Source organism: Rhodococcus sp. IEGM 1370 (assembly GCF_033142325.1).
Taxonomy (GTDB): Bacteria; Actinomycetota; Actinomycetes; order Mycobacteriales; family Mycobacteriaceae; genus Rhodococcoides.
The window spans coordinates 276,022-290,349 of the sequence record NZ_JAWLRY010000002.1; the positions used below are offsets into that span (position 1 = coordinate 276,022).

The 14,328-nt window shown below is 66.0% G+C and carries 13 protein-coding genes; 11 read left to right on the forward strand and 2 right to left on the reverse strand.

Translation table 11 applies throughout. The annotated features are described in order from the left end of the window. Positions 1 to 55: 55 nt before the first annotated feature. From R4P47_RS04510 to ligA, 6 genes are all read left to right on the forward strand, one after another. Positions 56 to 1,294, forward strand: a complete 1,239-nt coding sequence (locus R4P47_RS04510; protein ID WP_068045777.1) for a cysteine desulfurase family protein — start codon at positions 56 to 58, stop codon at positions 1,292 to 1,294. Continuing rightward, positions 1,294 to 2,382: a tRNA 2-thiouridine(34) synthase MnmA gene (gene mnmA, locus R4P47_RS04515; RefSeq protein WP_068045774.1), complete on the forward strand. Its 1,089-nt coding sequence runs from the start codon at positions 1,294 to 1,296 to the stop codon at positions 2,380 to 2,382. The genes R4P47_RS04510 and mnmA overlap by 1 nt, the downstream gene beginning before the upstream one ends. Beyond that, positions 2,379 to 3,398 carry a methionine synthase gene (locus tag R4P47_RS04520; protein ID WP_269593588.1) on the forward strand — a complete coding sequence of 340 codons (1,020 nt, stop codon included), beginning with the start codon at positions 2,379 to 2,381 and terminating at the stop codon, positions 3,396 to 3,398. The genes mnmA and R4P47_RS04520 overlap by 4 nt, the downstream gene beginning before the upstream one ends. 131 nt (positions 3,399 to 3,529) lie before the next feature. Beyond that, positions 3,530 to 4,717, forward strand: coding sequence for a sensor domain-containing diguanylate cyclase (locus R4P47_RS04525; RefSeq protein WP_149405530.1), 1,188 nt, complete (start codon positions 3,530 to 3,532; stop codon positions 4,715 to 4,717). Positions 4,718 to 4,781: 64 nt separating this feature from the next. After that, positions 4,782 to 4,964, forward strand: coding sequence for a hypothetical protein (locus R4P47_RS04530; RefSeq protein WP_068045768.1), 183 nt, complete (start codon positions 4,782 to 4,784; stop codon positions 4,962 to 4,964). Positions 4,965 to 5,121: 157 nt separating this feature from the next. Further along, the gene (ligA, locus tag R4P47_RS04535) at positions 5,122 to 7,170 is read left to right on the forward strand and encodes an NAD-dependent DNA ligase LigA (RefSeq protein WP_411567300.1); all 2,049 of its coding nucleotides are present in this window, start codon (positions 5,122 to 5,124) and stop codon (positions 7,168 to 7,170) included. A gap of 31 nt (positions 7,171 to 7,201) precedes the next feature. Here the strand turns inward: ligA and R4P47_RS04540 are convergent, their stop codons facing one another. Beyond that, positions 7,202 to 7,852, reverse strand: a complete 651-nt coding sequence (locus R4P47_RS04540) for an amino acid-binding protein (protein WP_317784138.1) — start codon at positions 7,850 to 7,852, stop codon at positions 7,202 to 7,204. Between the two features lie 307 nt (positions 7,853 to 8,159). Between R4P47_RS04540 and gatC the strand changes: the two genes are divergently transcribed. The 4 genes from gatC (at position 8,160) to R4P47_RS04560 (ending at position 12,173) form a co-directional block, all read left to right on the forward strand. Next, the gene (gatC, locus tag R4P47_RS04545; protein WP_068045762.1) at positions 8,160 to 8,459 is read left to right on the forward strand and encodes an Asp-tRNA(Asn)/Glu-tRNA(Gln) amidotransferase subunit GatC; all 300 of its coding nucleotides are present in this window, start codon (positions 8,160 to 8,162) and stop codon (positions 8,457 to 8,459) included. Continuing rightward, complete coding sequence (gatA, locus tag R4P47_RS04550; RefSeq protein ID WP_317784139.1) at positions 8,456 to 9,928, forward strand: Asp-tRNA(Asn)/Glu-tRNA(Gln) amidotransferase subunit GatA; 1,473 nt, start codon at positions 8,456 to 8,458, stop codon at positions 9,926 to 9,928. Before gatC ends, gatA begins: the two co-directional genes overlap by 4 nt. A gap of 6 nt (positions 9,929 to 9,934) precedes the next feature. Next, entirely contained in the window at positions 9,935 to 11,014 is a 1,080-nt protein-coding gene (locus tag R4P47_RS04555) for an alpha/beta hydrolase (protein WP_317784140.1), read from the forward strand. A 127-nt stretch (positions 11,015 to 11,141) separates the two neighbouring features. After that, complete coding sequence (locus R4P47_RS04560) at positions 11,142 to 12,173, forward strand: ATP-dependent 6-phosphofructokinase (RefSeq protein ID WP_094642260.1); 1,032 nt, start codon at positions 11,142 to 11,144, stop codon at positions 12,171 to 12,173. 23 nt (positions 12,174 to 12,196) lie between these two features. Here the strand turns inward: R4P47_RS04560 and R4P47_RS04565 are convergent, their stop codons facing one another. After that, complete coding sequence (locus R4P47_RS04565; RefSeq protein WP_262498317.1) at positions 12,197 to 12,661, reverse strand: acyl-CoA thioesterase; 465 nt, start codon at positions 12,659 to 12,661, stop codon at positions 12,197 to 12,199. A gap of 94 nt (positions 12,662 to 12,755) precedes the next feature. Between R4P47_RS04565 and gatB the strand changes: the two genes are divergently transcribed. Further along, entirely contained in the window at positions 12,756 to 14,267 is a 1,512-nt protein-coding gene (gene gatB, locus R4P47_RS04570; RefSeq protein WP_094671441.1) for an Asp-tRNA(Asn)/Glu-tRNA(Gln) amidotransferase subunit GatB, read from the forward strand. The last annotated feature ends 61 nt before the right edge of the window (positions 14,268 to 14,328 follow it).

Below are 14,328 nucleotides of genomic sequence, written 5' to 3' on the forward strand. Positions count from 1 at the left end.
CCCACCTCGCGCAGGTAGGTCCGCGGTCACGGCAGCGGGTATCGTCTAGCCTGTTATGCCTTCTGTGCGCAGTACGACTGCTCCCGTCCCGCCGCGGCCACCGGTGTACCTCGATCACGCAGCGACGACCCCGATGCTGCCGAGCGCGATCGAGGCGATGACATCTGTGTTCGCCACGGTGGGCAACGCGTCCTCGCTGCACACCTCCGGTCGGTCCGCTCGACGTCGGGTGGAGGAATCCCGCGAGTCGATCGCTGCGGACCTGGGCGCGCGACCGTCCGAGGTGATCTTCACCTCAGGCGGTACCGAGAGTGACAACCTCGCCGTCAAGGGCATCTTCGCGGCCCGTCGAGACTCCGATGCGGCGCTGACCAGGATTATCGCCAGCTCGGTTGAACATCACGCGGTGCTCGACGCAGTGGAGTGGCTCGTCGCACACGACGGTGCGAGTGTCACGTGGCTCCCGGTCGACGCCGAGGGGCGGGTCACCCCGGATGCCCTGCGCGCCGAGCTGGCCCTGCATGCCGACGAGACCGCGTTGGTGACGATCATGTGGGCCAACAACGAAATCGGCACCGTCATGCCGATCGCCGAGCTCGCAGCCGTGGCCGCCGAATACGGGGTTCCGATGCACAGCGATGCGGTCCAGGCCGTGCCGCATCTGCCCGTCGGGTTCTCCGAGAGCGGCCTGTCCGCTCTCAGCATCGCCGCGCACAAGTTCGGCGGACCCCAGGGCGTCGGAGCGTTGTTGCTCGGCCGCCAGGTCCCGTGTGTTCCGCTCTTCCACGGCGGGGGGCACGAGCGAGACGTTCGATCGGGCACTCCGGACACTGCAGGCGTCGTCGCGATGGCGGCTGCGCTGCGTTCGACCGTCGAGGACTCCGCGCGGCACCGAGCAGAACTCGGAGCACTACGAGATCGGTTGATCGCCGGAATCCGAGACGCCGTTCCCGACGCGATCCTCAACGGTCCGGAAGGCGACGACCGGCTGGCCGGGAACGTGCATTTCACCTTTCCCGGGTGCGAGGGTGATTCGCTGTTGATGTTGCTCGACGCGGCGGGCATAGAATGCTCGACGGGCTCGGCGTGCACCGCAGGCGTCGCCAGCGCCAGCCATGTACTGATTGCGCTCGGGTGCGATCCGGCCGTCGCCCGTGGATCACTGCGGTTCTCGCTGGGAGCCGGCTCGTCCGAATCGGACGTCACCACTGTGCTTGCGGTTCTGCCGCAGGTCGTCGAACGTGCTCGCGCCGCCGGAATGGCCGGCGTCGGAGCTCGAGGAGGAAATCGCTGATGCGTGTTCTGGCTGCTATGAGCGGGGGAGTCGACTCGGCCGTGGCCGCGGCCCGTGCCGTGGACGAGGGCCACGACGTCGTCGGCGTGCACCTGGCTCTCTCGACTGCTCCGGGAGCTCTGCGCACCGGTTCGCGTGGTTGCTGTTCCAAGGAAGACGCGGGTGACGCTCGTCGCGCTGCCGACGTACTCGGAATCCCCTTCTACGTATGGGATTTCGCCGATCGCTTCAAAGAGGACGTCATCGACGATTTCGTCGCGTCCTATGCCGCGGGCGAGACCCCGAATCCGTGCCTGCGCTGCAACGAGAAGATCAAGTTCTCCGCTCTGGCGGACCGCGCCCTCGCGCTGGGCTTCGACGCCGTGGCGACCGGGCACTACGCGCAACTCCACGACGGCGTCCTGCGACGTGCCGTGGACGCGGACAAGGACCAGTCGTACGTGTTGGCGGTCTTGAACCAGGCACAGCTCTCGCGTGCGATGTTCCCCATCGGCGACACACCGAAGTCCGAGATTCGCGAGGAAGCTGCCGAGCGAGGGTTGGCCGTCGCCGACAAGCCCGACAGTCACGACATCTGCTTCATCCCCTCTGGCGACACTCGCGCATTCCTGGGCGCGCGCATCGGCGTGCGCCCGGGCAAGGTCGTCGACTCCGAGACCGGAGCCGAACTGGCCGATCACGAGGGCGTGCACGGCTTCACCATCGGGCAACGCAAGGGTCTCGGTGTGGAAGGACCGGCCGCCGACGGCCGTCCCCGTTACGTGACGTCGATCGAACCCGACAGTGGCACGGTCATGGTCGGCTCCGCGCAGAAGCTCGACGTCTGGGCCATCAGCGGTGACCGTGCGGTGTGGACCGAAGGTACCGCCCCGACCGGCCCCATCGAGTGCGTCGTCCAGGTTCGCGCGCACGGTGGACTGACCGAGGCCGTCGCCGAGGCAGCGGGCGACGGCATGGAGATCCAACTGCGGTCTCCACTGACCGGTGTGGCCAAGGGTCAGGCAGCGGTGCTGTACCGCAAGGACATTCACGGAGACATCGTCATCGGCAGCTCGACCATCTCGGGCACTCGATCCGAGCGCGAGTGACCCCGAGCGCTTTCTCAGGGCTCGCGACCGGTATCGGTTCGTGGCCGGGCACCGACATTCGTGAGGCCGCGGCGGTCGTCGTCGGGGAGTTCACCGAGCTTCCACACATCGTCGAACTTCCGGCCCGGGGCCTGGGCGCAGACATGATCGGGCGCACCGGAGCCATCATGGTCGACGTCGAACTCGACGTGCGCACCTCCGGCTATCGCGTGGTGCCACGCCCGATGCTCGCGGGCCGCCGAGCGACCGACTTCCTGGCCGAGGACCTCGATGTGCTCGAGGAACTGTGGGAGGTCTCGGGGCTTCGCGGTAGTGGCCGCACCATCAAGGTCCAGGCCGCCGGTCCGTTCACGATGGCAGCGCAGGTCGAACTTCGGCACGGGCATCGGGCCCTGACCGATCGCGGGGCGCTGCGGCACTTCGCCGAATCTCTCGGCGAAGGGCTGCGTCTGCACTGTGCGGAGTTGACGCGTCGGCTGGGGGTCGAGGTCGTCGTTCAGCTCGACGAACCAAGTCTCGCAGCCGTTCTGGCCGGCAGCCTGACGGGCATCACCGGGCTCGATTCGGTGCGGGCAGTCCCGGAACCGGACGTTCTCGACCTGCTGGATTCACTGATCGAGACGATAGATCTTCCCGTTGCGGTGCATTGCTGCGACGGCGACGTTCCCTTCGATCTTCTTCGCCGTTCGCGTGCCGTTGCGGTTTCCGTCGACGCGACTGCGCTGCGCCGCAGCGACTTCGACGGAGTCGGCGAGCTGCTGCAATCCGGCAAGACACTGATGCTCGGGTTGATTCCGTCCGAAGCCCCCGCGCGGCCACCCCAGTGGCGCGAACTGGCCGAGCCGGGTGTCACATTGATCGACCGACTCGGTTTCGACAGGTCGGTTCTCGCCTCCCGGATTTCTGTGACGCCTGCATGTGGATTGGCGGGCAGCACACCGGAGTGGGCCCGTCGCGCAACAGGACTCGCCCACGACGTGGCCGCCGCGTTCGGAGATTCACCCGATTCTTTGTGAGATCACACAGCCGGACGGAGTGAAACACCGCGGACTCCGGACGAACGAGCCCACTACTATTAGTACGTCGAACAGGTGTGACACTATTCACATGGCCGTTGGGGGTCTGTTGAATACGTGGGAGTTCGGAAATGGCATCAGGTGGTCGCGACTTCGACGAGGTTGCCTCCCTCCGGCGTTCCGGCAGGCACCGCCGAGGTCTCCTGGCGAAACTGGCCGCGGCCACCTCCGACTGGTATCGGGCTCCGCACGATTTCGAGTGGATCCTCAATCACAGATCGACCCGTCCGCTGACCGGGATCATTCGTGCCGTGTTCGGCACCGCCACGATGCTGTACGCCGTCACGTCGATACTGATGCTGTTCAGCGATCTCGGTCCTCAGGGCAGTGTGGCGATCGGCTGGGTTCTCTTCGTTCTCGTCACCCAGGTGTTCGTCGCCGCACGGTGCGTGTTCGGGCCGCTGCCCGGGAAGAAGTTCTTCGTCGCGTTTCTGGCCTTCGGGGACATTCTCACGACCTCTGTGTTGATTCTGTACGCACCCGTCGCGTCCTTGATCGGAACCGTGTTGTTCGCCGTCACGGGAGCGTTCTGCACCTACTTCCTCAGTCCGCGACTGCTGGTGGCGCACCTGGTATGGACCGCGACATTCATCATCGGGTTCGGCGTCCGCGTGTTCCTGGCAGTGATGAACGGGGAGGTCGAATACATCGACGGGCCTTCGGTGGCGACGGCCACCGTGGTTCTCCTTCTCGCCACCGTCGGAGTACCGGTATTCGCCCAGGTGGCGTGGACGACGCTGTCCAACGACGCCAAGCGATCGGTTCTCGATCCTCTGACCGGGGTGTACAACCGGCGCGGCATCGACAGCGAACTGCTGGACCTGTGGCATCAGGCCAGCAAGCGGGGCATGTCCATGGCATTCCTGGTTGTCGACATCGACAAGTTCAAGTCCGTCAACGACCGATTCGGGCACAGCCGCGGCGACGAAGTGATCGTGCGCGTCGCCGATCGGCTGCGCCGCTTGGTCCGGCATCAGGGCGGAGTGCTCGCCCGAACCGGTGGCGAAGAGTTCCTCGTCGCCATGGTCGGTGATGCGCGGGGGATGGTCGATCTCGGCTTCGACGCGGTTCGGGTGCTCTGCGACCACCGCGACGACATCCCCGTCACCGTCAGCGTGGGAATGGCGTTGTTGCGCGAGGATTCGGCTCTGTGGGACGTGGGGAAGTCCGTGGTCGGCAGAGCCGCCCGTACGGCGGACGCGGCGATGTACCGGTCCAAGCAGTCCGGAGGAAACAGCTTGGTCATCGACGAGATCTGAGCCCTCGCACCACGTCGCTCGATGCGCCGGTGTGCCTGGGTGGGACTTCTGCGATGATCGTGCGATGTATCGGCTATCGGATGCTCAGCGACGTGGACTGCCTGCCGGAGTGCTGCTGTCGGTGATGGCCTCCGTGCTCGGCGGAATCTACGCCGACTCCTTCGTGACCGGATTCGCCTTGACCGCCGGTGTCTGCGCGGTGGCGATCATCGCCGCGACGCTGTTGCTGGGTCTGCTGGGGCGGTAGTCGCTGGGCTGCAGCCCGTGCTTCTCTGTCGGTGGGTTCGGATAATCTTCGACACGTGCCCGAAGCGACCGAACCGCCCGCAGGAAACGACGAGACCGCAGGGACCGTCGGTGTCGAACTCGATGCCGCGTCGTCGGCCGATCGTGAGCGATGGCAGATGCTGGCCGAGGAAGTACGCGGTCATCAGTTCCGCTACTACGTGCGCGACGCGCCGATCGTGTCCGACGGCGAGTTCGACGCGTTGCTGCGTGAGCTGAACGAGCTGGAAGAAGCACACCCGGATCTGCGCACCGCGGATTCACCGACGCAACTCGTCGGGGGCGGCTTCGCGACGGAATTCACCGCCGTGGACCATCTCGAACGAATGTTGAGCTTGGACAACGTGTTCGATCACGACGAGCTGCGTGCCTGGGCCAAAAGAGTCGAGACCGAGGCAGGGCTTGATCTGGAGTACCTGTGCGAGGTCAAGATCGACGGCGTCGCCCTGAATCTGGTGTACGAGAACGGGACGCTCGTGCGCGGTGCCACCCGAGGTGACGGGCGGAGCGGTGAGGACGTGACGCTCAACGCACGCACGATCGACGACATCCCGGACACTCTGACGGGTAGCGAGCAGTACCCCGTGCCGGAGTTGTTGGAAGTGCGCGGCGAGGTTTTCTTCCGGCTCGAGGATTTCCAGGCGCTCAACGCCTCGCTCGTGGCAGAGGGCAAGCCCCCGTTCGCGAATCCACGAAACTCGGCGGCGGGGTCGCTGCGACAGAAGAATCCGGCGGTCACCTCCAAGCGACGTCTGGGAATGATCTGCCACGGCTTCGGTCGCATGGTGGGTTTCACCCCGGAGTCGCAGTGGCACGCCTACGAGGCGCTTCGCGCCTGGGGGCTGCCCATCTCCACCCACACGACCCGAGTACGGGGCGTCGACGCCGTCATCGAGAAGGTCGTCTACTGGGACCAGCACCGTCACGACGTCGAACACGAGATCGACGGCCTGGTCGTCAAGATCGACGACATGTCGCTGCATCGTCGACTGGGGACGACGTCTCGCGCGCCGCGGTGGGCCATCGCGTACAAGTACCCACCGGAGGAAGTCACCACGACGCTGCTCGACATCCGCGTCAGCGTCGGCCGGACGGGCAGAGTGACGCCGTTCGCGTACATGACGCCGGTGCTCGTGGCCGGGTCCACAGTGTCGCTGGCGACGCTGCACAACGGTTCGGAGGTCAAGCGCAAGGGCGTTCTGATCGGTGACACCGTGACCATTCGCAAAGCGGGAGAGGTCATTCCGGAGGTTCTCGGCCCGGTCGTCGACGCCAGGACCGGTGACGAGACCGAGTTCGTCATGCCCACCGAGTGCCCGGAGTGCTCGACGCCACTGGCCCCGGCCAAGGAGGGTGACGCCGATCTGCGGTGCCCCAACTCGCAGTTCTGCCCGGCGCAGCGCCGCGAGCGAGTGTTCTTCGTCGCCGAGCGGCAGCGATTCGACATCGAGGGCCTCGGGTACGAGGCCGCATCCGACCTGTTGGCCACCGGGGCCATCGAGGACGAGGGCGATCTGTTCTCGCTCACCGAGGACGACCTGATGAAGACGGCGATCTTTCGCACCAAATCCGGGTCGTTGTCCGCCACCGGCCGAAAGTTGCTCGACAACCTGGCCACCGCACGGAATCAGCCGCTGTGGCGGGTGCTGGTCAGTCTGTCCATTCGGCACGTGGGGCCGTCGGCAGCCCGAGCACTGGCAGGGGAGTTCGGCAGCCTCGAGCGGATACGCGCGGCGTCGGTCGAGGAGCTCTCGGCGGTCGACGGGGTGGGTGGCACCATCGCGGCCGCAGTCTCCGAGTGGTTCGAGGTCGACTGGCACCGCGCCATCGTCGACAAGTGGCAAGCAGCAGGCGTGCGGATGGAAGACGAGCGTGATGCGTCGATCGAGCGGAACCTGGAGGGGCTCTCGATCGTGGTCACCGGGTCGCTGACGTCCTACTCACGTGACGAGGCCAAGGAAGCGATTCTGCTGCGAGGTGGCAAGGCTGCAGGTTCGGTGTCCAAGAAGACGGCGTTCGTGGTCGTCGGCGAAGCTCCGGGGTCCAAGCACGACAAGGCAATCGAGCTCGGCGTGCCGGTACTCGACGAAGCGGGTTTCACCCTGCTGTTGACCGAGGGACCCGAGGCCGTGGCTCCGACCGAGGCAGAACCTGGATCGGCGGACTGACCGAGCCCGGACGCGTCAGTGCCTCGGTGCGTCAGTTCAGTACCGTCGCGACGATGCCGGCGAGATAACCGAGGCGGGCGACCTCCGAGGGCCTGAACTCCGGGCCGCCCGGCCTGCCCAGCATCAGCACTGTGCCGGAGGCACCGAGGGGAGCAGCGGCGATCTTGGTGTCCATGTCGCGCCATACCTGGGGCACCCACTCGGCCTCGGAGTCCAGAGCGGCGGGGGCGTTCAACGGGAACCACGGCAGCTCGGCGGCGTGAGTCTCGGGAGCCCCGGAGCTGCCCACCAGCCGGAACGGGCCGTGCGCGTTGGTGGCAACGACGGTGCTCCATCCCACTCGAAGGACACGGGGCGCTCCGTCGACGAGCACCTGAAGTCGATCGTCGGACGCCGCGGCGACCCGATCGATCAGTTCCAGTTCGCGATGCGTGTCTAGGACGCCGGTGTACGGGCGGATGGAATCGACCCGGACATCGGTGAGGTTCTCGGCAGCGGTGATCAGCGTGTCCGGAAGCGAACCCGGAGCAACGTCGACCACCAGATCGTCGACCGCGTAACCGTCGCCGCGTTCGATGACGTCGAGGGAGAGGATGTCCGCCCCGACCGACCCGAGAGCGACGGCCAACGATCCGAGGCTGCCCGGACGATCCGGCAGTTGGACGCGGAGCAGGTAGGACATGTCACGCTCCCTTTCGACTTCTGGCGTACTGCGGCCACCCCAGCGTCAGCGGTCGTTGCTGGCTGGCAGAAGGGAACACTGTGCACCCCGGCGCGAGCAATCCTTGCATCTTCGACCTGTCCGGTACGTCGCGCAACGCGGGCCGTGACAATTCCGACACTCGACGCAAGCCACGAGGCGTGAGTGAAGCCTGCGTAATGCTGCGCACTAGGCTGGACCGCGTTCGCGAACCCGTGAGGTTCGCTCTGCACGAATACGGGGCCGCTTCTGCGGGCTCCGCTCCTCACGTCTGAAAGGGGTCTACGCGGTGCCAGACATCTCCCGCGACGAGGTCGCTCACCTCGCCCGGCTGTCGCGCTTGGCTCTCAGCGACGCCGAACTCGACGAGTTCGCCGGCCAGTTGGATTCGATTCTTCATCACGTCAAGGCAGTGGCGGAGGTGGCGACGGACGACGTTCCGCCGACGGCCAACCCCAGTGACATCGTGAACGTGACGCGTCCCGACGTGATCGTTCCCGGCCTGACGCCGGAGCAATCGCTGTCCGGTGCACCGAACGCCGAGGAGGGCCGTTTCGCGGTGCCGCAGATTCTGGGAGAGAGCGAATGACCGACCTGACGAAGCTCGACGCGTCCGAGCTCGCCACCCGCATCCACGCGCGTGAGATCAGCGCCGTCGAGGTGACCCAGGCGCATCTCGACCGGATCTCCGAGGTCGATGGCGACCTGCACGCATTTCTGCACGTCGCAGGAGCCGAGGCACTCGCAGCAGCGACCGACGTCGATGCGGGACTGTCGGCGGGACACGCACCTGCCTCGGCTCTGGCCGGCGTGCCGCTTGCTCTCAAGGACGTGTTCACCACGACCGACATGCCGACGACGGCCGGATCGAAGATTCTCGACGGGTGGATGTCGCCCTACGACGCGACGCTGACCACGAAGCTGCGGGCCGCGGGCATTCCGGTGCTGGGCAAGACGAACATGGACGAGTTCGCGATGGGCTCGTCCACCGAGAACTCGGCGTACGGACCGACCAAGAACCCCTGGGACACCACTCGCATCCCCGGCGGCTCCGGCGGCGGCAGTGCTGCGGCGCTCGCGTCGTACCAGGCCCCGCTGGCCATCGGCACCGACACCGGTGGATCGATCCGTCAGCCGGCGGCTCTGACCGGCACCGTGGGAACCAAGCCGACCTACGGCAGCGTCTCGCGCTACGGACTGATCGCCTGTGCCTCGTCACTCGATCAGGGTGGCCCATGTGGTCGGACCGTGCTCGACACCGCGTTGCTGCACGAGGTCATCGCCGGATACGACGCGCGGGACTCCACATCGGTCGACACGGCTGTTCGACCGGTGGTCGCAGCGGCACGAGAGGGTGCTCGCGGTGACCTGACGGGCGTGCGCGTCGGTGTGGTGAAGGAATTGCACTCGGACAAGTACCAGCCCGGTGTGATCTCGTCGTTCGATGCTGCGGTCGCCGCACTCACCGAACTCGGTGCCGAGGTGGTCGAGGTGTCGTGCCCCAACTTCGTGCATGCACTGGCCGCTTACTACCTGATCCTTCCGTCGGAGGTGTCGTCCAACCTGGCTCGGTTCGATGGCATGCGGTACGGATTGCGTGCGGGGGACGACGGCAAGCACAGCGCCGAGCAGGTCATGGCCACCACGCGCGCGCAGGGGTTCGGGCCGGAAGTCAAGCGTCGCATCATGATCGGGACGTACGCCCTCTCCGCGGGATATTACGACGCCTACTACGGCTCTGCTCTGAAGGTGCGCACGCTCATCGCACGTGACTTCGATGCCGCATACGAGAAGGTCGACGTGCTGGTGTCGCCGACGACCCCGACGACGGCATTCCCGTTGGGGGACAAGGTCGGCGACCCGATGGCGATGTACCTCAACGACCTCTGCACGCTGCCGACCAACCTTGCCGGTCACTGCGCGATGTCGGTTCCGTCGGGTCTTGCCTCCGAGGACGGACTACCCGTGGGTCTGCAGATCATGGCTCCGGCGTTCGCGGACGAGCGGCTCTACCGCGTCGGTGCCGCATACGAGGCCGCTCGCGGCGATCTGAGGTAGTTCGAGGTGCTGCATCGGTGGGCTGCCGATCTGGCTCATCTGCCCTTGCTCTCCGGTGCAGTGCCCGTGCTCGCGTCGACGGCGGCCGTTGTCGTGACGTCGGTCCTGGCCGTCGCTGTCGTGCTGCGGGTCCGGCGAGGCCGAGCACTGGGAGCGGTGTTCGGTCCGCTGAGCGCTCTCGGGCTCGTGGCGTCGCTTCTGTTGGCGGCGACGGTGCTCACCAATCTGACCGTCACTCGATACCCGACGGTGGCCGTGGCGCTGGGCCACCGTCCGGCCGTGACCGAGGGCACCGGCAGGTTGGTCGATGTGGACGTGCCCGGCACTGTGTCGCACTTCGCCGCGCGGCCCGCCACCGTCTACGTTCCGGCGTCGTACGACGCCGGAGCGAGCGATCTACCGGTGCTGGTGTTGCTCACCGGCCAACCCGGCCACGTCGTCGACTGGATCGAGGGTGGTCGTCTGGTCCAGACGATGGACGCCTTCGCGGCGCGGCACGGCGGTGCGGCTCCGATCGTCGTGGTGGCCGACGGTCTGGGTGACACCGAGGCGAATCCGATGTGCATGGATTCGAATCTCGGAAATGCCGCGACGTACTTGTCGGTCGATGTGCCGCACTGGATTCGGTCGAATTTTCGGGTGTCCTCGGATCCGAGGGCCTGGGCGGTCGGCGGGTATTCCTACGGGGGAACGTGCGCGCTGCAGCTGGCGGTGACAGCACCGTCGGTGTACCCCACCTTTCTCGACATCTCGGGTGAGGACGAGCAACGTCGGGGCACGAGAAGCGAGTCCGTTACAGCGGCATACGGCACGGACACCCCGGCGAACGAGGCGCGTTTCGAGCGCACGACGCCGCTGAACATACTCTCGCGCAACAGCTTTCCCGATTCGGCCGGTGCCTTCGTCGTGGGTGCCGACGACGAAGAGTTCCGGCCGCAGACCGAGCGTGCGTTCGAGGCTGCAGTGGCATCCGGTGTGGACGCGCACTACAGCGAGCTGCCCGGTGGACACTCGATGCAGGTCTGGGCTCCGGCGCTGGAACAGGAGATGGACTGGCTCGGCGAACGTGTGGGTCTGCTCGACTGACGCACGGCTTCGCCTCGACGAAGTGAGCACCGAACGGTACCGACGCGCGCAGCATCCCACCCCCGATTAGGCTGACGTCCGTCACCGGGTCCGCTTCACGGACCTGCGAGCAGAGAGGCGAAAATCGATGCGCATCGGAGTTCTGACCGGAGGCGGCGATTGCCCAGGGCTCAATGCGGTGATTCGCGCAGTCGTACGCACCGCGGACGCACGGTACGGCTCCACTGTCGTCGGTTTCCAGGACGGCTGGCGCGGGCTTCTCGAAGACCGTCGGGTGCAACTGCGTAACGACGACCGCAACGACCGGTTGCTCACCAAGGGCGGCACGATGCTCGGCACCGCGCGCACCAATCCGGATGTATTGCGCGCCGGACTCGATCGGGTCAAGCAGACTCTCGAGGACAACGGCATCGACGTGTTGATCCCGATCGGCGGCGAAGGAACCCTCACCGCTGCCGCGTGGTTGTCGGAAGAGGGTGTGCCGGTGGTCGGTGTGCCCAAGACGATCGACAACGACATCGATTGCACCGACGTCACATTCGGCTTCGACACGGCTCTGACCATCGCCACCGATGCAATCGACCGACTGCACAGCACCGCAGAATCCCATCAGCGCGTGATGCTCGTCGAGGTGATGGGTCGGCACGCGGGGTGGATCGCTCTGCACGCCGGCCTGGCGTCCGGTTCGCACATGACGCTCATTCCCGAGCAGCCGTTCGACGTCGAAGAGGTGTGCACGTTGGTGCGCAAGCGTTTTCAGCGCGGAGACTCGCACTTCATCTGTGTCGTCGCCGAGGGTGCCAAGCCGATCGAGGGCTCGATGCAGCTTCTCGACGGCGGAATCGACGAGTTCGGCCACGTTCGATTCACCGGAGTTGCCCACCAGCTCGGCGTCGAGATCGAGCGCCGCATCAACAAGGAAGTACGCACCACGGTGCTGGGCCATGTCCAGCGCGGTGGAACGCCGACGCCGTACGACCGTGTTCTCGCAACACGATTCGGCGTCAACGCGACCGATGCGGCGCATTCGGGAGACTTCGGCAAGATGGTCTCGTTGCGCGGCACCGAGATCGGCCTGGTGTCTCTGGCCGAGGCCACCAAGCAACTCAAGCGGGTACCGCAGACCCGATACGACGACGCCGCCGCGTTCTTCGGCTGAATTCGGTGTGGCGTCGTGAGCCGTCAGATGCGACCGGAGGCCTGCTGGATTTCGGCTTCGCGTTCCTCGGTCTCGCGGCGTAGTTCGCGCCGTCGCCGCGCTGCCTCGAAGCGCTGAGCACCGACCTCGGTGGTCGGCGTCAACTGGGGCAATGTCTTCGGCTTGCCGTCGTCGCCGATCGCGACCATGGTGAAGTAGCAGCTGTTGGTGTGGCGCAATTCACCGCGCTGAATGTTCTCGGTTTCCACGCGGATACCGACCTCCATGGAGGTGCGGCCGGTGTAGTTGACCGACGCGGAGAACGTGACCAGTTCTCCGACGTGGATGGGTTCGCGAAACACGACGCGATCGACCGACAGAGTCACGACATAGGCCCCCGCGTAGCGGCTGGCGCAGGCGTACGCCACCTGGTCCAGGAACTTGAGAATCGTGCCGCCGTGGACGTTGCCAGAGAAGTTGGCCATGTCGGGTGTCATCAGCACGGTCATGGACAGTGTCTGCTTCTCTGGGGGAGTCACCCGTGCACGGTAACGAGTGCACGTGGTTACTCGCGCGTCGTGTGCAACGCATAAACTACTGACCATGACTGCTGCAACCGTCGATCTGATCGATTACGACGATGTGCTCGCCAAGTTCGACCCCGTGTTGGGCATGGAGGTCCACGTGGAGTTGGGCACGGCGACCAAGATGTTCTGCGGCTGCCCCACCGAATTCGGTGCCGAGCCGAACACCCAGGTGTGCCCGGTGTGCCTGAGCCTTCCCGGCGCGCTTCCGGTGGTGAACTCGGCTGCGGTGGAGTCGGCGATTCGGATCGGGCTGGCGCTCAATTGCTCGATCACCCCGTGGGGACGGTTCGCTCGCAAGAACTACTTCTACCCGGATCAGCCGAAGAACTATCAGATCTCGCAGTACGACGAGCCCATCGCCACTGAGGGCTACCTCGATGTGTTGCTCGACGACGGCAGTACGTTTCGAGTCGAGATCGAGCGCGCGCACATGGAGGAGGACACCGGTAAGTCGACGCACGTGGGCGGTGCGACCGGCCGTATCGAGGGGGCGTCGCATTCGCTGCTCGATTACAACCGTGCCGGGGTTCCGTTGGTGGAGATCGTGACCAAGACCATCACCGGAACCGGTGCCCGTGCGCCCGAGGTCGCACGGGCGTACGTCACCGCGTTGCGCGACCTGTTGAAGTCCCTGAACGTGTCCGATGTGCGGATGGATCAGGGCTCGTTGCGCTGCGATGCCAACGTGTCTCTGATGGAGAAGACGGCAACCGAATTCGGCACGCGCACCGAGACGAAGAACGTCAACTCGCTCAAGAGCGTCGAGGTTGCCGTTCGGTACGAGATGCGGCGTCAGGCAGCGGTTCTCGAATCGGGCGGAGAGGTGACGCAGGAGACTCGGCACTTCCAGGAGTCGGACGGAACCACCACCGCCGGCCGCAAGAAGGAGACCGCCGAGGACTACCGCTACTTCCCCGAGCCCGATCTTGCGCCCGTCGCTCCCGACGCGGCCTGGATCGAGGAGCTTCGGACGACGTTGCCCGAGCTGCCGTGGTTGCGCCGCGGTCGGATTCAGAAGGAGTGGGGGGTCTCCGACGAGGAGATGCGCGATCTGGTGAATTCCGGTGCGCTCGAGCTGGTCGCGGCGACGGTCGAGGCGGGTGCGTCGGCGCAGGCGGCGCGGTCGTGGTGGGTGTCGTACCTGGCGCAGCAGGCCAACATCGCCGGAGTCGAACTGACCGATCTGTCCATCTCCCCGGCTCAGGTCGCCGAGGTGGCGGCGTTGGTCGCAGACGGCAAGCTCAACAACAACGGTGCCCGTCAGGTCGTGGACGGGGTGCTGGCGGGCGAGGGTGAGCCTGCAGAGGTCATGGCTGCGCGCAATCTCGTACTGGAGAAGGACGACACCAAGTTGCAGGCCGCCGTGGACGAGGCGCTCGCAGCGAATCCCGGTGTGGTGGAGAAGATCCGCAGCGGCAAGGTTCAGGCCGCCGGGGCCATCGTCGGTGCGGTGATGAAGGCGACACGCGGCCAAGCCGATGCCGCTCGCGTCAAGGAACTCGTACTAGAGGCCTGCGGCCAGCCCTGATCACGACGGAGAACGACCGAGGCCGAGCGCAATCGAGCGCTCGGCCTCGGTCGTTTCTCGT